This is a genomic window from uncultured Campylobacter sp., assembly GCF_938045595.1.
In the GTDB taxonomy this organism is placed as follows: Bacteria; Campylobacterota; Campylobacteria; order Campylobacterales; family Campylobacteraceae; genus Campylobacter_B.
Genome location: NZ_CALIBB010000025.1, coordinates 1 through 21,532 on the forward strand (window position 1 = coordinate 1; position 21,532 = coordinate 21,532).

Genomic DNA, 21,532 nt, shown 5'->3' on the forward strand with positions numbered 1-21,532 from the left:
GAATTATACAGAATACTGCATAAAATAAACATAAAATTTTATAAAATTTTGCATGTTATAGCACTAAGATAAAAAATGAGTTTGTGTAATCGAGATTTACCAAATGGGGGATCATGAAATTTAAAATTACACTGCATAAAAGATATAGAATTACTTCATTATATATAAAAATTATAGCCAAATCTATAATATAATTTCTAAAAAACCTCATGCAAAAAATTTCTGCTACATTAAGCCCAAGAACGACTAAAAAAACTCGAAGGTTCACTAAAATCTTGTGTTAGAAATATAGCTAAAGTATATCAAGTCCTGCACATCGTCGTAGTAAGAATCGAGTGTATTTCATTTACTTTTTGGATGCGGTTAATTTGCCCAAGATATAGAATTTAATTTGCACGAGGAATTTAAATAATTTAATAGTGTAAAGCGAGTAGTGAAAATTTACATATAAAAAAGCCCAAGCCAGCTTTGTCTGCTGCTTGGGCGCATAAAATAGGAGTATAAGGAGTTTATCAAATTTAGTGTAATTAGTAGGCTCGTAAACCGTGCCAGGCTACATATTCGGCTTCCTCTTTGATTTGCTTTAGCCGGTTTATTGTTTCTTCGACAGTATCATACTTTTCATCAGTTAGTAAAAGCCCGCCGCCCTGAGTTTCATCAAGCTCACCATCATCGGTAAATACATCCTCAAAAAACCAACCGAAAAATGTAAATTTGTTATCTCTATTATATACAAAAAAATAATTTGAGCGCTCGTTTGATGGCTCGCACCAACTAAAAGTTACAGTTTTTGCAGCGCAACGCTCGTGCGGCATATTTTTGAAGAAATCATCATTTTCTATTGCATTCCAAAGCTCATCTACTTTTGCTACTTCTTCAGGCGTCATCGGTAGTCTATCTGCCATAGTTTTAGTCCTTTAATTTTTTATATAATATAACAGAATTTATGATATCTATTTTAAGCTTAAAATATACTTAGCGTTATATGGAATACGCGCTATAGCTTCATACGGCTCGATATTTCATCGGGCTCGTCTAGTTCTACCGCTTGATTAGGCTCTATTTTTTGTTTCATTTCAATGGCTTCTATTAGCCTATCGCTTCTATCTTGTATGAAGCTCTCTGCTTTTGATAGGACTTCATTACTTAAATTGTATCTTTCGTGTCTTTTGAATTTAAAATTTAAAAGCTTTTCGAGCGGTTTTATGTGTCTATGGCGAGCAAAGATTTCCGCTTGTCTGTCAAAATCCATATCAAAAGCACTCTTAAAATGTCCGTTTTCTTTAAGATTGGCTTTTATTCTATGGAATTCCCCGTTTTCTACTAAATTTAAAAACGAGTAGCCATTATCGAAAATCGGCGCAGGCTTGATAAGTCTCTGCGTGTCATTTTCTATCAGCATACCGAAATTTCCTAAATGCCTATCGGAATTACAGATTAAGGCATCAAACAGCATTAAATCTTCAAACGCCTCTTTGCCATAAAGCCCTATAATCTTGTCAATCCTTTCATTTACGCCTTTGATTTTTGGAATACAAGCCCCCATAGGTATAAAACCGACATTTTCACTAGTAAATAATTCGCATACGCTAACGATTTGGTCGTGAAGCATCTCCAAATCATATTTTACGTGATTAAACCCGAATACTTCGGCAATCTGCGTCATATAATATTCGCTAAAAGCTTCTCTGCCGTAGTTTTCAATCGCAGCACCCGTTATTTGCCCCTTAACTAGTTCGATTTTACCGCTTGTTTTATTTCTACGCCAACATTTCTTTAACATACCGTTCGTCGTAAATTCAGGGCTCGGGCTAAAATCGCTCGTGCCTATGGATTGTCCCGTAAAAGCAACTAAGGCGAGCTTTTCGTTAAGCGGATTGGTGTATAAATTGAAATCCCTCCATAAAAAATTCTTACTATCGGGCACTATCCAAAAGCTGTCATTTAGCGATAGCAAAAGCGTTCTTTTTATAAGCTCCGCTATATCATCCGGTATGTCCGAGCCCAGAACGGCTAAAATTTTATTAGCAAATTCTCTATTTTTAGGAATTTTGCGCCTTTGTATCCAATTTGATAGTGTTTCGGCTGCGTCTTTCTGTCTATCAAAATTATAGGGCAGTGCTTTTTCATTGTAAATCTCTACATTTTTTATTTCCATTTCGGTTTTATAAATGCCCTCTATATAGAACAATTCAAATGTCAATATGTGTTCGTCTTTGTTTTTTAGCAAATATTTCATTTTATATCCTTGAGGTATTTATACGTAATCTCGTTTGCCCAAAAATTAATCTTTAGGTATAGCGTCTTGTATTAATCTCTTTTTTCTCTATTCCATTCTTCACGCCTAGCTCGAGCATCGGCAAGAAATTTTTTTAACCTTTGGCTTTCTCCAAATATAATATCTGGGTTTACCACGTTACGAGTATTTTCGGAGCATTTTTTAAATTCCGCGCTTTCACAAATTAGTAAATTCTTAGCGGTTCTATGAAAAGTAAGTTTCAAAAACGGCTTACTAGGAAAAATTTTATCTTTGTATGTTTCGAAATCAAATTCGTCCGTACCATCGAAATACTTACTTTGCTTATTTTGGAATATAGAAAAAGCAAATTTTATCTCCGTTTTTTGTTCTATGCAAAAACATATCAAATTGTTAGATTTACCCCAAGCAAAACTGATTACTTCTGCGAAGACCGGCTTATCAAGCAAAAGCGCTTGCCCGTTTTGCAGATAGTCATATACTGAATATGGTGGGTTCTTAGGAGCGAAACTAGGCATCGCGTTAACTCGCGCACTTACTGCAAGCGCTTTCTACAAAGTGCACACGTTCCTGGTGCTCGCCCTTCTTTCCGATATTAAAACTTTCTACGGGGCGTAAATAGCCCATCACTCTCGTATAGACTATGCACTTAGTGCGTTTGCTAGCCAATTCAGTTAAAATTTCATCTTTCATCTTTGTCATTTTTTATCCTTTTTAATTTACGATATTCTAACATTTATAATCTTAAAATAGATAACAGTAACTTCTCAAAGAAGTGTGATTATTTCAATTCTCAGCTGGCTGGGAATTCTACAAGACAGATGAAAAAATTACCGATAAAAATATTGCGTTTCAATTCCCAACGGGATGGAATTCTACACGATACAAATGTGCGTTTCATAGAACGCGATGGTGGTTTCAATTCCCAACGGGATGGAATTCTACCAAAAAGCGCAAGCCCCGAAGTGGCGCAGCGCTACGTTTCAATTCCCAACGGGATGGAATTCTACTCAAACGCTAAAGAGCCTTGCCTGTCTATGCGGCGTTTCAATTCCCAACGGGATGGAATTCTACGATAGCACGATCGTTCTTTGCGATTCTGTAGCCAGTTTCAATTCCCAACGGGATGGAATTCTACAAATAGGGCATTTGCGAGCATTGCGAAAATCGTTGTTTCAATTCCCAACGGGATGGAATTCTACAATAACCCGTTTTGATTGAGTTTGCGGGTTATTTGATGTTTCAATTCCCAACGGGATGGAATTCTACATAAACGCGGCCGAAAATGAAAGCACGAAAGATAGTTTCAATTCCCAACGGGATGGAATTCTACTCAGTGTGTAAATTCCCCGAAATCTTGCATAGTTTGTTTCAATTCCCAACGGGATGGAATTCTACAGTTTTAACAGCATAAATAGCGCCCAAAACAACGAGTTTCAATTCCCAACGGGATGGAATTCTACCCTGACTGGTTTAAGCTTGGAGCGATATAGCTCTTGTTTCAATTCCCAACGGGATGGAATTCTACAGCACGAATTTTGCCATTTTTCTAGATAGAAAGTGTTAGGAGTATATATTTTTATGCCTTAAAATGGACTAAATTTAAAAAAGCTTCGATTGCTCAATGCCCAAGATTTCGGCATTTCAAAATCTTAAAAGCAACTTTATCGCTATCTATATGTATCGTGAGTGCAAATGTTAAAATCTAAATATAAAGATATTCAAAAATCGAAGTGTGAATAATAAAAAGCTGAAATTTTAAAAGCATATGCGTTTTTAAAGCCAATTCGTTCGCCGTTCCGTGCTTCAGATCAAATTTATTTTAAAAGCACATGCATTTTAAGAGGGCGCAATCTATAGGCACAAGTGATTCTAGTCAAAATTTCAAAAGCACGAATGAGCTTAAAACCCCAGCCTACCGCCATACCAGCCCCTCGTAAGGCACGCCTTCACAGACGTATTTTTTGATATGATTTGCCTCGCGACGGATGATTTGACGCCAGGTTAGGTTCTGTCCCGCTACATTTGCGCAAGATGATAGTTTCTCGATCATTTTTAGCTCGATTTTTTGCACCGCTTCTCGACCGAATCGAATACGCCCCGCATCCGTTTCAAAATCTTTTGCCGTAATCTCGCGTTTATTTAACATTCCAAAAATTAATCTATCACCTAAGATCGGCTTAAAAATCTCTGCAAGATCAAGATGCAGGCTTAACGCGCGGTAGTTTGGCTCGTGTAAAAAGCCGATGCGCGGATCAAGCTCGGTTTTGTAAATTTCGCTGAGGCAGACGTTATAAATACGCGTATTTACATAGCTAATGAGGGCATTAATTTTATCTGCCGGCGGGCGTTTGGAACGCGTCGTAAATTTAAAACTGCGCTGATCCTCGATGATTTCGTTCCAGGTCGCGAAATATTGCTTAGCAAAGCCGCCTTCCACTGCCATTACCGCTGCTATGTCGCAGGCGCGCGCTAGGGCATCCAGATGCGGCGCAGTATCGAGCGAAACGCCATAAGCCTTGCAATTAATGGCTGCATTTAAGATGCGAGCGCGAGTAATCTCGCGAGCGATAAAAAGGCGCTTAGAAAGATCGTCAAAGGCCCGCAGCTGTGCCAAAAGCACAAAGCCACTTTTATTTACAGAATTTGAAGTATTTGGGAAAAAACTGCCGCGGAAGCTCTGATAGGCGCTAAAAATATGCAGCAAAATGTTATTATCAGCCAAAAACGCCATAGCATAGGTATCAAGCTCCACTCGCGCCAAAATATAAATTTCATCAATCGCGTTAATCGGCAAAATTTTACTAGTTAAAATTCCGCCCTCGTCGTTAAATTTATCGAAGTATAGATTATTATCTTTGCGGCGCAATCGGCCTGGGCTCAAAATAAAATGCGTGCGATCCGATTTTTGCATACTTTATCCTTAAATTTTAGCTGAAAATCGCTTCGTTTTTATCGCGTCCGATGACTAGGCGCTGTGAATATTTGAGCGAATTAAAAGTATAAATTACTACCGAATCAAGCTTATTAGAGCATTCTTTTTGCAAAACCATCATTAATTTTTTAAGATCGCTCGCTCTGATTTCACCCTCAAAAACGCTGAATTGCACGCGAGGCAGAAACTTCTCGACCGCCTTTCGGACGCGCGCGGCGTTATTTTTCTCCTTTTCGTCGCTGCTTGAAATATCGTAAAATAAAATAGCGTACATCCTATCTCCTAAATGCAATAATCACGATAAGCGCAACTCTCGCAAATCTTTTGCGGGCTAAATTTAGGCGGCTTTGGCTCGTTCACAAGGGCGACAATTTTGTTTAGAATTGTTTCGATTTTAGTGAAATTTTCGGCATTATCCTCAATCGCTATGACGGTTTTGCCGCTAATTAATTTGCCTTTCACCTCTTTTAAATTTAAGCCTATTTTTAAAAGATAGATATAAAAAAGCAGCTGCATCTTGCCTGCTTCGGGATTTTTTAAACTCTTTTTGTATTCGGTGATGAGATAATGTCCGCGCTGCTTGGAAAGCTTATCAAATTTCAAATTTGAAAATGCGAATTCCTGCAAACCGTTCTCTTTAATGTCCGCCAGCGCCTTGCCCATCAGCACGTTTTCATCTTCCTGATTGGCGTGAATATTGTGTGCGTAAAGCCATGCCTCGCGCTTGCAGGTGATGTAATAATTCACAAGCGTGCCGGTAATTTGGTCCTTGCAAAACATTAGTCGAAAAACTCATTCTTGAGATTTAAGGCGGCATCCTTTTTAATCCCGAAATTATTATTGTACGAAGTATCGCCGAATGGTAAATAATAGACATCTTTTAGCCCATCAATACGCTTTATATTTAAACGCTTTGCATCAAATTCTGTGATATTTACACCAAATCTATTAATTTTCTTAATAGTATTCGTAAATATATCTTTCTTATTAAATTTGTCCATATCAAGCCTATTGATTTCAAAAATTTCATTTTGAAATTCTTTAATATAATCTTCTTTTGGCTCAATTATTACTAAAATTTTAAGCCTATCATCCATCGCCTCGCTAATCTTTTCGTTTATATCGTAAAATCCTAGCTCTTGCATCTGCTCCGCCAAAAATAAGCTCTCTAGGCTTTGCTTTATGGCGCTGAAATACCTAGTGGAAATATCTAAAATTTCGCTTTCGATGATATCTCTTTGCTTTAGAATTTTTACCAAAATAGTATCGCTAATACGTTTTAAATCACCGTAAATGAGATCGGAATAGTCGCAAATATCGTTAAATACGTATAATTCTCCTAGAGCTGTGAAATTTCTATTTATACGACCGGCAGTTTGGATAATCGAGCTAATGGGTGCTATCTCTCTAAATCCGACATCAAAATCCAAATCCACGCCAGCTTCGATAGACTGCGTAGAAATTAGCAAGATCGGATCACCGCGCCCACTTTTATTTTTTGCAATTGCATCTTTTATATTTTCGATATTTTTTCGTTTGTGATCGTCGCACATATATCCGTTTAGGCAAAAAACTTTAAATTCATCGTAAAATTCCAAAAATAGCTCTTGCGCTTTTTTAATGGTATTTACGACGACTAGTGTATTTTTGCTTTTTGCCGATTGTTTAATCTTATCTTTTAAAGCACTCTCATTACCATCAAACCACTTTAAAACGTATCTATTTTGATCTTTGAAATAATCCAAATTTGAAATTTCTTTAAATTTAGTCGCATCAACAATAGGCATCGTGGCGGACATAAAGATAAAAATGCAGCCAAATTTCTCCGCCATCATCTCGCAAAGTTTCATAAAATCCGCCCTGAACTTATACGGTACTGCCTGCGCCTCATCGATTATTATTACACTATTTTTTAATCGGTTAAATTTTACGCTATCTTTATTTTTGTTTCCAAAGAGTGCAAATATAAATTGATATAGCGTAGTTACGTTAATATCTCCGCTAAAGGAATCCATCAAAAATTTAACTTTAGAATAGCGATCTTGCGGGGTACTTTCATCTATCGTAGTTTTGTGATGAATTTTATGAATTAATATATTTTTATCGTCTTCGAAAATCTCTTTTATCTCATCATAAACTTGATCTATGATAGCCGTAAACGGCAGCACGTAAATAATACGTTCTTTATTAAATTTAGCGGCAAAATTTAGCGCAGTCAAAGTCTTACCGTAGCCTGTAGGCGCGGTTAAAGTAAAAAGTTTATGATTTGTATCGAAATTATTTAAAACGAATTTTCTAAACTCGCTTCTTTTCGCATTTGGCTTACGATTTTCCAGGGCTTTGATATATTTTTCGATCGTATTAGAATTCGCCGGTTTAGAAACAGGAATTCTTTGATTAAAAATAGCTTCATATTTGTCACTATAAATAAGTGATGAAAATATGTCTTTGAAATTTAAAAAGTCATCGTAGTCAAACTTCTTTTTCGCAAATTTGAAGTATTCTCTTAAATGTTTAGCTTTAATTAAAAGCTCATTTTTATCGCTTTTAATATCTTTGTAAATTTCTAAACCTAAAGCTTTATCTAAGACTTCATCCCAAAAGTCTAGCTCTTTCGAGCTCTCAAAATATTTGCCGAAATTTTTATTTTGCGTTGTAAGCTCACAAAAATTTTCTACATTTCCATGGTGTGATACGATGGATAAAAATCCAAAAGCCGTATCTAGCTCATTAAATTCTGAATTTAGTAAAAATATGTAAGAGGATAATAAAGCATGATTTTTATCTGCAATTTTTTCGGTAGGATTTTTGATATAAATTTGAAAATTAGTTTTTAGCTTAGCTATATCGTGATAAATTTTAATGCATTGTAAAAGCCTACTATCCGCTTCAGCAAGCATATTTGTTATATGCTTTATTAGTGGTTTGTTAGGATGTGATAGCAGCTCACTTTGCAAAGTAGACCTTGTAGTCATTTATTTGATAAATATTTCCTCTATTCTTTGCTTTGATTTGACTATTGCCGCTTAGCTTGATAACGAAATCTTTAAAATCCTTAAAAATTCTACCCTCCTCGCATCCGCAAGCCATTCGAGCCGTAGTAAGTCTGATATCAAAGCTTTGTGCATCAAATATAAAATCGTCCATTAAAACGAACGTATCTATAAAACTTTCCTTTTCATGCACCAATTCACAATTTTTTATCTCAATATATTTAAAATCCGCTATACAAAAATTTATACCTAAATATGGCGTAAAGATACATCTATGAGCTTTTAAGCTGTCGATTATCTTTTCTTTATAAGAAGCATTTAAAGCACTTAAATCAACGAATATAACATATCTAGGATCTTTTATTAGCTCTTTATAAAACTGCTTTTTCTCGCTAGAATCTTGATAGCCTTGTTCGATATGCATATTTGACGATAGAGCAAATTTTATACCGTTAAAAATCATAGTTTTTTTGCGAAATTGCGAACTTAAAATAACGCTATAACCTATATCGTTAAGTTTAAAATAATTCATTTCACCTATAATCGATCCCAAAAGCCCCATGACGGCAGTCTTTGGCGGCACCGGGTATGTAAGAGACGAGTAGATAGTAGCCGGATGAGAAAAATGCGCGTAATCTCCCGATAGCTCAAAAGCTATTATATCCATTTAAAATCCTATTTTTATCCAATTACTATCAAATTGTGATCTGTTATTTTGCTCGAAGTCAAAATCGCTCATATACTCTATTTTTTCGATCTCTTGCGCGTATCTGGTAAGTTTAGCTTTTAATCTAGAAAAATCAATCGTAAAATCATTTATACTTCTTATCTCTATGTCTTCTTTGCTACTATTTATAGCCACACAGTTATTTAAATCTCCAGCGAAAGTATCATTTTTATATGTAATTACTAGCATAAATCTAGGCATTTGACCCATTTTCGTGCGAGTAATTAAATTTTTAGTCCCGCTCCAGAGCGCGCCTAAAATCACTTTTACATCATCTTCACTTAAATTTGTAATCTTTGCACTATGATTATCCACTATTCCGTAAGTTGCAAACATTGCATAATTTAAAAAATCTTCTTCTCTAAACGTTTTATTTGCCTTATCGCTACCGCTTGCAAATGCGCCGGTGCCTTTTATATGCTCTACCGCAACTCTATGAAGCGATCTGCTCATTCTAAACTGAATGGGTCCGACAAATTGAATTCCGGCTGTTTTTATGCCTTCTTTTTTCATCTCGTCTTTATCCGATATCGGCAAAACTCCACCAAATGCGCGAATATCGATAAATTTAGATAAAATTTCTTTTTCAATCTCGATTTTTTCTTGCCTTACATTAATTACTTCACGTATTGCGCTTTTGCAATCTAAGATATTTTCATCTCTTTTATACTCTTTAATGAAAATCGCACTTTCGTCTTTTTTCATAATTTCATCTCTAATTGTTCGCTTTATACGCACATCAGTGACTTCTGCTATACCCGTCTCATCGTCTATCCTAGGAGCGTTATCTCTTAGCATATCGCCGTTTGGATTAAAATTTTCACCGTCCCAAAGAAATAGAATTTCCTTCTTTTTCATTACTCGTCTCCTTGAGTGTTATCTTTAATATATTTCGTAAAATCACTTCCGCCCATAGCAAAAGCCAGAGTTACATAAGCGCTCTTAACTCGCTTTTGAGATAAAAACGCACTTGGTAAAATTCCAATCAAAATATCGCGCATGATTTCTATATTAGCGCTTCTTTTTCCTCGCGATACATTGGAGAGTTTTTTGTTAGTTTCATCACACTTGGTCCAAATCCGTTCTAAAAGCTCTTTCGTAATTAGTCCGGCATTATTCAGCCATTTTTCGAATGAACTATTTTTGCTAATAGCAAATTGGCGATTTATCAACCCTGCAGACATCATTCCTAGCAAATATGCACTCTGCAATACTTCATTATCTTTTAGAAATTCGCTATTTTTCAAAATCGAGCTTATTAGCTCTTTTTTATCGCTTAAGCCTTGCAAATTAACCTCCCTTGCAAATGATATTTTTTCATTTAAAGCACCTATTTCATTAAAGAAATTTTGATATTTTTCGATACTTTTTATACTTCTATTTTGATATGTCTTAACGCAATTAAAATAAAATCCCCACTCTATTTTTGACGCATAACTAGAGTTAATATTGCCTTTATAAATCAAAGCAGCATATTTTTCCATCATATCATCTAAATTCATCCTGTTTTGCGATAATAAAAAATTCATAATGTCGATGTTTTTAAGAAATAAATTTTGCATATAAATAGTATCGTCTTGTTGATCTTTACTATCTTTTCGCCTAATCGCCCTAATGTTATATCTACCCATTAAATCGGAAATTTTAGAAATATAAGACGGCAATACATCATCTATTTGCAATAATACATTAACCGCAGCATTGCTTTTTTTATAAAATAAAATTGTATTTAGCACGGGCATATTTGCTTGCGCTTTAGCTACGGATTCCAACTCGTAATTAATACTTTCTTCGATATTTTGTATGCCTTGCAGATCTTTTTTCTTTTCGCTCGGATCTTTTAAAATTTCCACTATTTTTTCTAATAAATTTGTATCATTTACCATTAACGTCGGTAAGACCGTCATTTTATCCCCGTAAAAATTAAAAGATAATTCCTTATCAATTGCCATAAAACCGTTTTTAACCAAATTTGCATTAGCACTATTTAGAGGTAGTAATCTAACTTTAATGTCTTGCAAAGCAGTCGGTAACTCATTTACGGAACAAAACGCTAAATTCGCATCTCCGCCGATACCAATACTATTTGTAAGCATATCATAACCATAAATTTTGGCAGTTTTACCATTATCGCTATCGCTTAAATGACTCGTAAAAATATTTTTGAAATACGCTGAAATCGGTCTACCCTCCCAAGATAATGCAAAAAAAGTAGCTACTTTCATGCCCTTTTTCTTAGGCTCTTCTTGCAGAGCTACAATTTCACTTAAAATATCATCAAAAAAGCTCTCGTTTAAGCCAGATAAATCCGTTAATATTTTATCATTTTTGATATCGTCAGGATTGAAGCAAGAGAGCATATTTTTTACGGCTTTTAAAATTCCTTTTATAAATTTAGGAGTATCGTCTTTTACGGCTTTGCTAATGAATTGGACATTAGGGAACAAATTGCCAGAATTCGCGCCTATGCCAAATCTACAAACTATTAAATCGTCTCTTGAAATATTATTATTTACCGATATTTCTTTACTTTTAATATCACAAAGATAAATTTTAATAGCATCGTATTCGTAGCTCTTGTTGTTAATTTTAGTTTTTTGTTTGTCGTAAATTTCGCCGATACTAGAAAAAATTTTAACTATATCGCCCAAAATTTATCCTTTCTAAAATATACGTGAATTATAACTAATTTTAATTATATTGTCAATAGTTATTGTGTTTTAATGAAATAATTTGCCTTTTTTAAATTTTTATTATACAATCGGTTTTAAAGCAAGCAATCATCCTTTTCAGGATTTGAAATTTGTGCTTTAATGCAGTCTTGCTTTACAACCTCCAAAACCCCTACTCCGTAGTTCATGCACCCGCTTCCAGCACCCGTACCAAGGATCAAATTGATTAGTTCTGCATTAGCTACAATTTTCCATCTTGCCTGCCACGCATATACCGGCTCGCGATTGTTGCCGTAATAGAATTTCACAGATTCACCCGGCTTTTGCCACAATAAATTTAACTCCATTTCGCCATCATATTTTCGCCCCATAATCGTTTCAAATCGCTGTAAAATATTCGTCTTCATCATCTCTAAATGCCTGCTATCTTGCGGCTGCAAATAGACTTTATGCCCCAAAAGCCCGCTTACTGCACACGCCACGTAGCCTTGCACAATAGCTTCGTTCTCGCAAATTTTATGATTTTTCGCTTCGACGGTAGTTTGCGTAAATAGAATTTCACCCAAGCTTAGCCCGTCTTTTAGCACTGCTAGCGCGATTTTACGTTCAAACTCCGGCTCGCATGAAGCAAATCGCACGCGCAAGTCCTCTCCTCGCAAGATAAAATCAAACACCGTGCGTTTAAAAATTTTACCGCTTGATTCGTGCCTATATCCTACGTGCTCTGAAGCCGGCAAATAGCGATAAAGAAAGCCCTGAATCAGCTGCGAGAGAGATTTTGCGATTTTTAGATTTTTAGTTGGTAATTTTGCGTTGATGATTAGCATTTGCGCTCCTTTGCGCAGTAAAATTTTGCCCAAGGTTCGTGTAAACCTTGGGTAAATGAGCTTTAAGTGGGATTAAAATCCTATCTCTTTGATATCGGCAAACTGCAAAAACGCGCGATAAATTTGCCCGATATTTGCGATACGATTTGCGCGTATCTTGACATCCTGGACGTTTATCATCACATTATCGAAAAAATTATCAATCACGTCTTTAAGCCCAAATAGCGAGCGCAGATACCCACTCACATCGTTTTCGTTGAGCTTAATCGCCCTGAACGCCGCATTTAGCGCGCGCTCAGCGTCGTGTTCGAATAGATTTTCGTCCACCGCGCCTATTTTTTCGTCCTTGATGATATTGGCTAGGCGCTTAAAAGTCGCGAAATTTTCCCCGAAATCCGCTGCTGCTGCGATCTCGCCCAGCGCCTTTATGGCCTTGCTTAGTAGTAATAGATCGTTTTCGCCGCTTGCGATGCACGCCTTGATCACCGACGGATTTATCTTGTCAAAAATTCCATATAGTCTATCTTTCATAAAATCCAGCAGCTTAGAAATGTCAAATTTCTTATAATTTGGCGCCAGCTTTTGCGCCAGCGCATTCGCATCAAAACTTAATCCTTGATTTAGTAAAATTTTAATTAGCCCCGTAGCTGCGCGGCGAAGCGCATACGGATCTTTATTGCCGCTTGGAACTTTATTGATGCTAAAAAGCCCCAGGAGCGTTTCAAATTTCATCGCCACAGCGATTACGCTACTAAATACACCGCTTGGCAGCTCGCTATCCTCGCCACTAGGCAGATATTGCTCGCGTATCGCGCGGCATACATGATCTGCCAGTCCAGCGTGCTCGGCATAGTAGCTGCCCATAATGCCTTGAAGCTCGCTAAATTCGCCCACCATCGTGCTGCTAAGATCTGCTTTGCTAAACATTACGGCATTTTCCACATCCCGCGCAAAATCCTTTTTGCCGATCTCCGCCTCAATCTGCGTAGCATAATCCGCGCTCAGTGCCTTTGCTACGGCTAGCTCGCGCACTTGCTTATCATAAACCGAGCCAAGGGCTTGCATATAGGAAATTTGCTTAAGTTTTTCAGGGCTAAATTCCGCTTGCAAATCGCTCTTCCAAAAAAACATAGCATCGCTTAGGCGCGCGCGTAAAACTTTTTCATTGCCGCGTACTACAAGCTCGTCATCATCGGTGATCGCATTACTAACGACAACGAAGTGATTGCTTAAGTTTTTATCCTCGAAAACCGGAAAATAGCGCTGATTCTCCTTCATCGAAGTGATGATGACCTCTTTTGGCACGCTTAAAAAATCTCGCTCAAAGCTGCCTAGCAGCGCAGCCGGGTACTCGGTAATCGCCGTTACTTCATCCAGCAACGCAGGATCGACCTCAATCTTAAAGCCATGCTTTTTCTCGAGCTTTGCAAACTCGCTTAGAATTTTATCTTTTCTTTTTTGCTCGCTTAAAATTACGCCGTTACGCTCCAGCAGTGCGAAATAATCTGCGGCGTCTTTAAATTTAATCGCTTCATAGCCAAATTTTCGGTGCGGAAAAAATGCAGCCGCGCTTCGCACGCCGTAAATTTCAAAATCTACGTTTTGACCGCCCAAAACGCAGGCTATGCTTCTTATCGGACGGATAAACTCAAACTTGCCGCTACCCCAGCGCATCGCGCGTCCAAAATTTAGCGATCGTAAAAACTCCTCTATCATTTCGCCTAGAATTTCACGACTATCACGCCCCTTTTGCACCGCAGCGTGGTAGAGCACCTCTTTGCCGCCTATCTGCCGAAATTCCAGCTCGCTTTCGCTTATGCCGCATTTTTTAGCAAAACTTAGCGCCGCAGGGCTCCACGCGCCGTCTTTGAGCGCGACGGATTTTGGCGCGCCCGTGCTTACGATCTGCGCATCATCGCCGCGTTGTGGAAAATCCTCGTGAAATAGCACAAATCTACGCGGGCTAAATTCGAAGCGAAAGTCGCTATTTATACGGTTAGCCTCAAGCACTGCGCGCCATTTTGGCGCGATATTCGCACGCTCTTTTAAAAACGGGATCGCAGGCAGCTCCTCGACCCCAATCTCAATGAGTAGTTCCATCTTTATCCTTTTTTCGTTGATTTCGTTTTTCGTTTTTCTCCATCATTTCGCGGTTAAATCCTACGATCATAAATATCATAAAAAGCACGAAAAGTGCGGTTATAACGGCGTGTATCATTCTACTATAAATTCCTTTTGCCCTTTATAAATCGTAAAATAGGCATTTTTAAATTCTAAATTTTTGCCGTTTTGCACAGGAGCGCTTTTGCGAAAAATTCTAAACTCGCCCGCGCTTTTTAGATCAATTATGCCGTCTTCAACGTCGCCTTTGATCGTGCTTATCACATCTCCTGCGCGCAGCTGCCGCACCGATGCGCTAGGCAAAACGTATGGTGCGATAGAGCCTACGTTGCCGCTTCTATATACGATCTCAAAATCGTCTATCTCAAAGCTTTGTTTATAAAATTTCGTCTTTTTTACTAGCAGATCGAGTTTATCGCCTAGCTGTAGCCCGCTGCCGCCATAGACAAAAACTCCGCTTCCATCTTGAGAAATTGCAAAGCCGTGGCGGTTTGTAAAGCTCACGACTACGCCTTTTATCAGCATAGGTTCGCTTATAATGCGCCCGTAAAGCTCCTCTATCGTGACGGCCTTTGCGGAGCTAGCGGTATTTTTAGCTAAAAATTCTTGCTTTTTCGGCATAGATTTTAAAGCGCCTTCGTCCGTCAGAATGAAGCTAATCGGGAAATGATCGGAAGCGGTAGAGGATTTAGCAACCGCGAAGCTGTCCTTTTTATATCCCGGCTCGCTACTAAAAAAATCGTCGCTAAGCAAGATATGATCGAGCACCGCGCCACTTTCATGAGATTCACAAGAGCCAAAATGCTTTAACTGCGAGCAGGGATGTAGCGCCCATAAATCACTAAATCCGTCGCGCTCGATAAGCTCGTTTAGCAAAGAATTTCGCCCGAAATTCGTATTAAAATCTCCCGCTACGATAGCGCGTTGGTGCCCTTGCAAAACCTCGCGTAAAAAGGCGAAATTTCGCCTGCGCTCGCTAAGCGGATTGCGTGCAGAGAGCATATGCACGACATAAAAGCTAAAATCAGTGCCGCTAAGCGTAAAATCAGCGCGCAAAATATCTCGTGTTTTAAGCTCTATCGGGCGGTAGGTTTTTTGAAATTTTATCGGTATGCGCGACATCACCGCCACGCCCGCAGGTGCAGTCTGCGCGCGCGAAAAAGCGTAGAATTTATAGCCCGCTTTCTGAGCAAGTGCTTTTAGCACGGCTTCGTTTTCGATCTCTTGCAGCCCCAAAATATCGGCATTAAGCGCGCTTATCTCGTCCGCCACCGCTTGCAGTTTGCGCTCGTATTTTTGCTCGCTCCAGCCTCCGCGCCCGATCTCAAAGTCCGCGTACTCCGTGCCGTCGTTTACACCGTCGAATAAATTTTGCACGTTAAACGATGCGATCTTCAGCTCCGCCGCACTCGCGCCGCAGAAAAACACCGCAAAAAGTAGCGCTAAAACTCGCAAACCGCGCTCCTAAAGTCGAATTTATCGATGTTTTGGCGGATCGCTTCGTAGGTTACGATGCCCACGCTGGTGGCTAAATTTAAACTGCGCCCCGCCCCGCTCATCGGGATCGTGATGCAGTTTTCGCGGTTTGTGCGCATGATCTCAAGCGGCAGCCCGTGTCCTTCAGAGCCGAAAATCAAAAAATCGCCCGGCTGAAATTTCGCCTCGTAGTAGAGCTTGTTCGTCTTCGTCGTCGCAAAAAAGAAGCGCTGCTTAAATTTCTCGTTCGCCGCCATAAACTCGTCCCAATTTTCCCAAATTTTAAGATCCAAGTTCGCCCAATAATCGAGCCCCGCGCGGCGCAGATGCTTATCGTCGATAACGAATCCCAGCGGCTTAATCAGATGCAAAGGACACCCCGCATTGACGCACATACGCCCGATGGAGCCCGTGTTTGTGTGGATCTGCGGATAGACCAGCACGATATTAAACATCAAAAATCACCGATTTTGCATGAGCAGAATTTTGCGATTTAAAATTCCGCGAGACAAGGTTTTGAGATTTAAAATTTTGCAAAGCCAAATTACGCGGCTTGGAATTTTGCGCAGTAAAGCCTTGCAAATTTAAATGGGCAAAATTCCATAATTTGAAATTCTGTGAAATAAAATTTAGGTCCGTGATTTTGCGATACTGCAGGACTTCAGATCTCTCCTTGCAGCGACACGGCTCTTGCATTTTTTTGTGGTGCGGCGCGACAGCTACTCCCATAGCACAGGATGCGCGATACGGCTCGCTAAATTTTGCTTTAATGCGTTTAATATGACGCAGGCTGTGAGATTTTGTGCCAAGATGTCCTAATCCGCAAAATTTCATCTCGCTGCAATGCGAGCCGTGAAATTCCGTCTCGCTGCTGCACGGCTCGTATAATTTCTCGCCGCAGCGATGTGATCTGCGAAATTCTCTCGATCCATAAAACTTCGCCTCGTGGATTTTCTCCGTGTGGCGGCACGACGGATGAAATTTTAATAGGTCAAATTCCGCGTCGTGAAATCCTACCGAGCTAAGCTTTGCGCTATGAAATCTTACGCCGCAAAAATTTAAATTTCGCTCGCCATAAAAGATAAAATTTCGCGCAGCAAAAATCACGAAATTTTGCCTGCGATCAAAGCAAAAAGCGCATTTTTGCAAAGACGCAGCATTCTTGCAAAACGCGTAAATTTCGTCGCGACGATAGAATTTTTTCATAAAACTAGCTCCTAAATAAAACGGCAATTTTACAAAAATCTCTCTAAATTTACGCTTTTAAAGCCGCTACAAACGCCCTAATCTCCGCTTCTTGCAGCCTCTCAATCTCCTTGCCGATCGCAGCGCCGCGCAGATCGCGAGCGACATCCGCGGCGCAAACCAAGCTTTTAAATTTCTTATCCCAAATCCCAAGCCGCTTTGATGCTTGCACCCTACCTTTACAATACAGCCCGAGCCACTGCTTAAGCGGCATTTTTAGAGCGATTTTGCATAGCCGCTCGTCGCTTACCCGCTTAAAAAACGGCTCGCTAAGTAGCCTTTTATAAAGAGAATTTAGCCCTAAATTCTTTAAAATTTTATCTTTATCTAATCCTAAAAAATTCAAAAACGCGTATAAAAAAAACATTTCATTTCGCACAAAAGATTCGCCATGCTCTATGAATTTTATCAGCCGCTCATGCGTACGCGTATCAATCCGCAATCCAAAAACCCGCTCATAAAGCCCCAGCTCTTGCATTAGCATCATCCCATATCGGTGTGCAGGTGCACGGAAAAATTTAATCAGCTCTGCTTTAATGCGCTCGCAACTAAGATCACTAACGTCGATACTACGCATGAGCTCTAAGGTGCGGGGCTCGGCGCAAAGCTTAAATCTTGCGGCAAACTGCACCGCGCGATACACGCGCAAGCTATCCTCCACGAAAGTGTGCGGATCAACCACTCGCAAAATCCTCGCATGCAGATCCGCAAGCCCGCCGTAAAAATCGAGCACTTTGCCGCTTATAGCGTCTATCATCATCGCATTGATTGTAAAATCGCGTCGCCTGCTAGCCTCATGTTCTTCCGTAGCCAAAGCGACACTAAAGCCCTTGTGTCCGATGCCAGTCTTACTCTCGGTGCGCGGCAGCGAAACATCGAAATTTTTATATTTATAGACGAAATAGCTTTTGCCGACGCCCTGTGCGCCGAAGTCCTGCATAATTTGCTCGAAACGGCGCGGACCCACATCGTAAAGCTCCACATCCACATCAGCGCTAGCCCGCCCCAAAAAATGATCGCGCACGCAACCGCCTACTAGATAGATACGCGAGCTAAATTTTTTAAGATAATCTAAAAGCGCGATGAAATCGTCATTTTGATAGATTTTCAAGTCGGTTTTCGATACTTGCAAGCAAAAATTCCATAAATTTTAAATTTAGCTCCACGCGCGCGTTCAAATCGCCCTTCTCAAAAGCGTTCAGCCCCTCAAAAAGCACTAAAATCCGCTCTTTTATCGCGCTCAAAAACTCCGCTTCGCTTGAAATTTTAAAATCTGCATTTGCGAGATATTTTGATTTATCGCCCGCTTGTCTCGCGGCCCCGAGATGTCGCGCTTCCTCGGGCTGGCGCACGGCGGAATTTTTAGCACCAGAAGAGGCAAAACTTCCCGCTTGCATATCCTGTGCGGCAGAATTGCGAAGCTGCGGCGTGGCGAGCTCATCGTCTCGCACCCCAGGGATCGTAAAATTCTGCGGCTGTGAAACGAAATTTTGCTGCTGCACGGCAGCATTGTGGATATTTAGCGCGGCGGAATTTTGAGCTTGAAGCGATGAAAAATCCTGCTTTTTAGAATGCGCTGTGCTGAAATAATCGTCAACTTCGTTTTCTTTGAAATCAGAGCCAGGCCCAAAATCGTCATTGCTTAGCTCCTTAAAATGCGCGCCTAAAATACGAGGCGTCAAATCTTGCTTACTTTGGAAGCCGTCATCCGTAGAATTTAGTGCTAATTCAAAATCTTTACTTTCGGCAGAGCTTTGCGCTATGCTTGCGTCCCTGCTTTGCGGCGAAGCAAACCCATTCATATCGCTACCTAAACTATCGTAAATTTCACCTGCGATGCCTGATAAATCACGAAAGCTTTCGTCAAATTTTGCGGCGGAGCTTTTTAAAATTTCATCGCTTGCAAAGGTTGAATTTGTGGAATTTTTACCACTTGCAGAAGCGGAATTTATAAAATTTTCTCCATTTAAAGAGACGGAGGCCACGGAATTTTCACTGCTTGTAAGATCAGAGTTTTTAAAATTCTCCTCGCCTGAAAAAGTAAAATTTTCATCTTTTGCGGCAGATTTTTTTAAAGTAGCATCCACTGCGAATTCTGCGCCGCTAGGCGCAGAGCTCTTACTTGCCATGGGATTTGAACGATCTAGGGCGGAATTTAAAGCGTCCGATGAAACTAAACGCGAAGTGGAATTTTTGGTATCTAAGGAAGTAAAATTTTGCGCGTTTGATGAAGCGATATTCGGCGCAGATGCGAAATTTAAGGCGCCAGATGCGATAGGATCTGGCGTAAAAGAAGCGGGGCTTAAAGTATCCTGCGAAGCCTGCGCCTCTGCTTCAGCGCTGTTTACATTTGCAGCCCTCTCTTGCTGCACTGCCAAATCTTGCGCGCGCTTTTGTGCTTTCATCTCATTTACTGCTTCGATGATATCTTCCAGTTCATTTTCATACATCAATTAGCCACCTCTTAAATTCCGCTTGTTTGCGCGCATCGACGCTTAAAAAGCGCTCCAGCATCGCCATATTGACGCCCGAGCTTACTCGATGATTCAAATTTAGCCGCGCAAAAAGCACCGCCGCATCGCCATCTTGCGGATTATCGCGTAAAATACCGCGGCAAATCCGCATCGCGCCGTAGATATCGCCTTTTTTCTCAAGCTCCATAGCGTATGCTAGTGCGCCATTCAAAGCTGGCTCCTAAGCCTTGGCCGCGTAATCCGCGATGATCGAGCCGATCTCTGCGGTCGAGCAAATTTCTTTGGCATCGTACTGCGCGATATCCTTGGTGCGGTATCCGTCGCGAAGCACGCCGCGTACGGCAAGCTCGATCGCGGCTGCGGCCTCATTTTCACAGAATGCGTATTTCAGCATCATCGCAGCGCTTAAGATCGTAGCGATCGGGTTTGCGATCCCCTGCCCCGCGATGTCGGGCGCACTGCCGTGGATCGGCTCGTAAATTCCTACCTTGCCACCGATACTTGCGCTCGGAAGCAGCCCGATCGAGCCGCAGATCATACTCGCTTCGTCACTTAAAATATCGCCGAATAAATTCTCCGTCAAAATCACGTCGAACTGCGCAGGTGCCCGCACGAGCTGCATCGCGGCGTTATCGACGTACATAAACTCCAAATTTATCCCCGCATAATTTTTCGCTAGCTCGCTTACGACCTCGCGCCACAGCTGGCTTGTTTCAAGCACGTTGGCCTTATCCACGAGCGTTATCTTTTTATTTCGCAAAAGCGCGGCCTCAAACGCGACCTTAGCCACGCGCTCGATCTCGGCGGCGTTGTAGCACATCGTATTTAGCGCGTCCTTTTCGTTTTTTGCGCGCGGCTGCCCGAAATAAATCCCGCCCGTAAGCTCGCGCACCACCATTATATCGACGCCTTTGATGATCTCCGGCTTTAGCGTCGAAGCGTTTATCAGCTCATCAAAAATCATCGCAGGGCGCAGATTTGCAAACGCCCCAAGCTCTTTGCGAATTTTTAGCAGCCCGCTTTCGGGGCGCAGTTCACGCGGCAGGCCGTCCCATTTAGCGCCGCCGATCGCACCGAAAAGCACCGCGTCGCTTGATTTAGCGGTATTTAACGTCTCATCAGGAAGCGGAATGCCCATAATGTCGATTGCCGCGCCGCCCATCAAACGGTAGTCAAAATTTAGCTCAAAATTAAATTTATGGCTTACGGCATCGAGCACCTTGATCGCTTCTTCGATGATCTCAGGGCCGATTCCGTCGCCTTTTATCACGCATACGTCGTACTTTTTCATCCAAATTCCTTACAAGTTTATCTTTGTTTTTGCATAATTTATCGCTCCGTCGGCATCGAGTAGCTTTTGCATAAACTCGGGTATCGCGCCGAATTTATACTGAGTTTTTTGGGTTAAATTTTTAATTACGCCGCCCTTTAGATCGATGCTAAGCTCGTCGCCCTGCGCGATCTTGTCCGTCTCGTCGCATTCGAGGATCAAAAAGCCGGTGTTGAAGCTGTTTCGATAAAAAATCCTAGCGAAGTTTTTTGCGATCACGCATGAAATTCCGGCGGCCTTAAGCGCCATCGGTGCGTGCTCGCGCGAGCTGCCGCAGCCAAAATTTTTCCCCGCTACGATGATGTCGCCGCGAGCTATTTTGGACGAAAAATCCTTGTCCGCATCCTCCATGATGTGCGTCGCAAGCACCGCCGCATCGGAAGTATTTAGGTAGCGCGCCGCGATAATAATGTCGGTGTCGATATCATCGCCGAATTTCCATACTTTTGCCATATTTCCGCCTTAAATTTTAAAA

Annotated in this window: 22 protein-coding genes and 1 CRISPR repeat array; all 22 genes read right to left on the reverse strand. The window is 40.6% G+C overall.

Annotated features, from left to right (window positions below):
* Nucleotides 1–527 precede the first annotated feature (527 nt).
* Nucleotides 528–905 carry a hypothetical protein gene (locus tag Q0340_RS00920; RefSeq protein WP_298081779.1) on the reverse strand — a complete coding sequence of 126 codons (378 nt, stop codon included), beginning with the start codon at nucleotides 903–905 and terminating at the stop codon, nucleotides 528–530.
* Between the two features lie 92 nt (nucleotides 906–997).
* The gene (locus tag Q0340_RS00925; protein WP_298081780.1) at nucleotides 998–2,239 is read right to left on the reverse strand and encodes a transcriptional regulator; all 1,242 of its coding nucleotides are present in this window, start codon (nucleotides 2,237–2,239) and stop codon (nucleotides 998–1,000) included.
* Nucleotides 2,240–2,310: 71 nt separating this feature from the next.
* Nucleotides 2,311–2,775 (reverse strand): hypothetical protein, encoded by a 465-nt coding sequence (locus Q0340_RS00930; protein ID WP_298081781.1) that lies wholly within the window; start codon nucleotides 2,773–2,775, stop codon nucleotides 2,311–2,313.
* A 4-nt stretch (nucleotides 2,776–2,779) separates the two neighbouring features.
* Nucleotides 2,780–2,950 (reverse strand): anaerobic ribonucleoside-triphosphate reductase, encoded by a 171-nt coding sequence (nrdD, locus tag Q0340_RS00935; protein WP_298081800.1) that lies wholly within the window; start codon nucleotides 2,948–2,950, stop codon nucleotides 2,780–2,782.
* A 90-nt stretch (nucleotides 2,951–3,040) separates the two neighbouring features.
* Nucleotides 3,041–3,785: a CRISPR direct-repeat array (repeat unit 30 nt; unit sequence GTTTCAATTCCCAACGGGATGGAATTCTAC).
* Nucleotides 3,786–4,172: 387 nt separating this feature from the next.
* Nucleotides 4,173–5,171, reverse strand: a complete 999-nt coding sequence (gene cas1 / locus Q0340_RS00940; RefSeq protein ID WP_298081782.1) for a CRISPR-associated endonuclease Cas1 — start codon at nucleotides 5,169–5,171, stop codon at nucleotides 4,173–4,175.
* 16 nt (nucleotides 5,172–5,187) lie between these two features.
* Nucleotides 5,188–5,466: a CRISPR-associated endonuclease Cas2 gene (cas2, locus tag Q0340_RS00945; RefSeq protein ID WP_298081783.1), complete on the reverse strand. Its 279-nt coding sequence runs from the start codon at nucleotides 5,464–5,466 to the stop codon at nucleotides 5,188–5,190.
* Nucleotides 5,467–5,474: 8 nt separating this feature from the next.
* Complete coding sequence (locus Q0340_RS00950) at nucleotides 5,475–5,972, reverse strand: Dna2/Cas4 domain-containing protein (RefSeq protein ID WP_298081784.1); 498 nt, start codon at nucleotides 5,970–5,972, stop codon at nucleotides 5,475–5,477.
* Entirely contained in the window at nucleotides 5,972–8,149 is a 2,178-nt protein-coding gene (gene cas3 / locus Q0340_RS00955; RefSeq protein WP_298081785.1) for a CRISPR-associated helicase Cas3', read from the reverse strand. The genes Q0340_RS00950 and cas3 overlap by 1 nt, the downstream gene beginning before the upstream one ends.
* Nucleotides 8,139–8,852 carry a CRISPR-associated protein Cas5 gene (gene cas5 / locus Q0340_RS00960; protein WP_297896100.1) on the reverse strand — a complete coding sequence of 238 codons (714 nt, stop codon included), beginning with the start codon at nucleotides 8,850–8,852 and terminating at the stop codon, nucleotides 8,139–8,141. Before cas5 ends, cas3 begins: the two co-directional genes overlap by 11 nt.
* A complete protein-coding gene (gene cas7b / locus Q0340_RS00965) occupies nucleotides 8,853–9,770 on the reverse strand; it encodes a type I-B CRISPR-associated protein Cas7/Csh2 (protein WP_295152525.1) in 918 nt (305 codons plus the stop codon).
* The gene (locus Q0340_RS00970; protein ID WP_298081786.1) at nucleotides 9,770–11,563 is read right to left on the reverse strand and encodes a TM1802 family CRISPR-associated protein; all 1,794 of its coding nucleotides are present in this window, start codon (nucleotides 11,561–11,563) and stop codon (nucleotides 9,770–9,772) included. The genes cas7b and Q0340_RS00970 overlap by 1 nt, the downstream gene beginning before the upstream one ends.
* Nucleotides 11,564–11,679: 116 nt before the next feature.
* On the reverse strand, nucleotides 11,680–12,411 hold the full coding sequence (locus tag Q0340_RS00975) for a CRISPR-associated endoribonuclease Cas6 (RefSeq protein WP_298081787.1): 732 nt from the start codon (nucleotides 12,409–12,411) through the stop codon (nucleotides 11,680–11,682).
* 72 nt (nucleotides 12,412–12,483) lie between these two features.
* Entirely contained in the window at nucleotides 12,484–14,511 is a 2,028-nt protein-coding gene (glyS, locus tag Q0340_RS00980) for a glycine--tRNA ligase subunit beta (protein ID WP_298081788.1), read from the reverse strand.
* On the reverse strand, nucleotides 14,495–14,629 hold the full coding sequence (locus Q0340_RS00985) for a hypothetical protein (RefSeq protein WP_291937682.1): 135 nt from the start codon (nucleotides 14,627–14,629) through the stop codon (nucleotides 14,495–14,497). The genes glyS and Q0340_RS00985 overlap by 17 nt, the downstream gene beginning before the upstream one ends.
* Nucleotides 14,626–15,987 carry an endonuclease/exonuclease/phosphatase family protein gene (locus Q0340_RS00990; protein WP_298081789.1) on the reverse strand — a complete coding sequence of 454 codons (1,362 nt, stop codon included), beginning with the start codon at nucleotides 15,985–15,987 and terminating at the stop codon, nucleotides 14,626–14,628. Before Q0340_RS00990 ends, Q0340_RS00985 begins: the two co-directional genes overlap by 4 nt.
* Nucleotides 15,975–16,463: a tRNA (cytidine(34)-2'-O)-methyltransferase gene (locus Q0340_RS00995; RefSeq protein ID WP_298020031.1), complete on the reverse strand. Its 489-nt coding sequence runs from the start codon at nucleotides 16,461–16,463 to the stop codon at nucleotides 15,975–15,977. The genes Q0340_RS00990 and Q0340_RS00995 overlap by 13 nt, the downstream gene beginning before the upstream one ends.
* Entirely contained in the window at nucleotides 16,456–17,214 is a 759-nt protein-coding gene (locus Q0340_RS01000; protein WP_298081790.1) for a hypothetical protein, read from the reverse strand. The genes Q0340_RS00995 and Q0340_RS01000 overlap by 8 nt, the downstream gene beginning before the upstream one ends.
* Before the next feature lie 49 nt (nucleotides 17,215–17,263).
* On the reverse strand, nucleotides 17,264–18,364 hold the full coding sequence (locus tag Q0340_RS01005) for a CCA tRNA nucleotidyltransferase (RefSeq protein WP_298081791.1): 1,101 nt from the start codon (nucleotides 18,362–18,364) through the stop codon (nucleotides 17,264–17,266).
* Nucleotides 18,345–19,703, reverse strand: coding sequence for a hypothetical protein (locus tag Q0340_RS01010; protein ID WP_298081792.1), 1,359 nt, complete (start codon nucleotides 19,701–19,703; stop codon nucleotides 18,345–18,347). Before Q0340_RS01010 ends, Q0340_RS01005 begins: the two co-directional genes overlap by 20 nt.
* Complete coding sequence (locus Q0340_RS01015) at nucleotides 19,696–19,938, reverse strand: hypothetical protein (RefSeq protein WP_005869161.1); 243 nt, start codon at nucleotides 19,936–19,938, stop codon at nucleotides 19,696–19,698. The genes Q0340_RS01010 and Q0340_RS01015 overlap by 8 nt, the downstream gene beginning before the upstream one ends.
* 9 nt (nucleotides 19,939–19,947) lie before the next feature.
* The gene (gene leuB, locus Q0340_RS01020) at nucleotides 19,948–21,018 is read right to left on the reverse strand and encodes a 3-isopropylmalate dehydrogenase (protein ID WP_298081793.1); all 1,071 of its coding nucleotides are present in this window, start codon (nucleotides 21,016–21,018) and stop codon (nucleotides 19,948–19,950) included.
* Nucleotides 21,019–21,027: 9 nt separating this feature from the next.
* Nucleotides 21,028–21,510: a 3-isopropylmalate dehydratase small subunit gene (locus tag Q0340_RS01025; RefSeq protein ID WP_298081794.1), complete on the reverse strand. Its 483-nt coding sequence runs from the start codon at nucleotides 21,508–21,510 to the stop codon at nucleotides 21,028–21,030.
* Nucleotides 21,511–21,532: the final 22 nt, after the last annotated feature.

Coding starts and splice junctions, on each gene's coding strand:
- Q0340_RS00950 (WP_298081784.1), bottom strand. CDS start 5,972: ATGTTTTGCAAGGACCAAATTACCGGCACGCTTGTGAATTATTACATC.
- Q0340_RS00920 (WP_298081779.1), bottom strand. CDS start 905: ATGGCAGATAGACTACCGATGACGCCTGAAGAAGTAGCAAAAGTAGAT.
- cas7b (WP_295152525.1), bottom strand. CDS start 9,770: ATGAAAAAGAAGGAAATTCTATTTCTTTGGGACGGTGAAAATTTTAAT.
- glyS (WP_298081788.1), bottom strand. CDS start 14,511: ATGGAACTACTCATTGAGATTGGGGTCGAGGAGCTGCCTGCGATCCCG.
- cas1 (WP_298081782.1), bottom strand. CDS start 5,171: ATGCAAAAATCGGATCGCACGCATTTTATTTTGAGCCCAGGCCGATTG.
- Q0340_RS00995 (WP_298020031.1), bottom strand. CDS start 16,463: ATGTTTAATATCGTGCTGGTCTATCCGCAGATCCACACAAACACGGGC.
- Q0340_RS00985 (WP_291937682.1), bottom strand. CDS start 14,629: ATGATACACGCCGTTATAACCGCACTTTTCGTGCTTTTTATGATATTT.
- cas5 (WP_297896100.1), bottom strand. CDS start 8,852: ATGGATATAATAGCTTTTGAGCTATCGGGAGATTACGCGCATTTTTCT.
- cas2 (WP_298081783.1), bottom strand. CDS start 5,466: ATGTACGCTATTTTATTTTACGATATTTCAAGCAGCGACGAAAAGGAG.
- nrdD (WP_298081800.1), bottom strand. CDS start 2,950: ATGAAAGATGAAATTTTAACTGAATTGGCTAGCAAACGCACTAAGTGC.
- Q0340_RS01000 (WP_298081790.1), bottom strand. CDS start 17,214: ATGAAAAAATTCTATCGTCGCGACGAAATTTACGCGTTTTGCAAGAAT.
- Q0340_RS01010 (WP_298081792.1), bottom strand. CDS start 19,703: ATGTATGAAAATGAACTGGAAGATATCATCGAAGCAGTAAATGAGATG.
- leuB (WP_298081793.1), bottom strand. CDS start 21,018: ATGAAAAAGTACGACGTATGCGTGATAAAAGGCGACGGAATCGGCCCT.
- Q0340_RS00975 (WP_298081787.1), bottom strand. CDS start 12,411: ATGCTAATCATCAACGCAAAATTACCAACTAAAAATCTAAAAATCGCA.
- Q0340_RS01025 (WP_298081794.1), bottom strand. CDS start 21,510: ATGGCAAAAGTATGGAAATTCGGCGATGATATCGACACCGACATTATT.
- Q0340_RS00930 (WP_298081781.1), bottom strand. CDS start 2,775: ATGCCTAGTTTCGCTCCTAAGAACCCACCATATTCAGTATATGACTAT.
- Q0340_RS00925 (WP_298081780.1), bottom strand. CDS start 2,239: ATGAAATATTTGCTAAAAAACAAAGACGAACACATATTGACATTTGAA.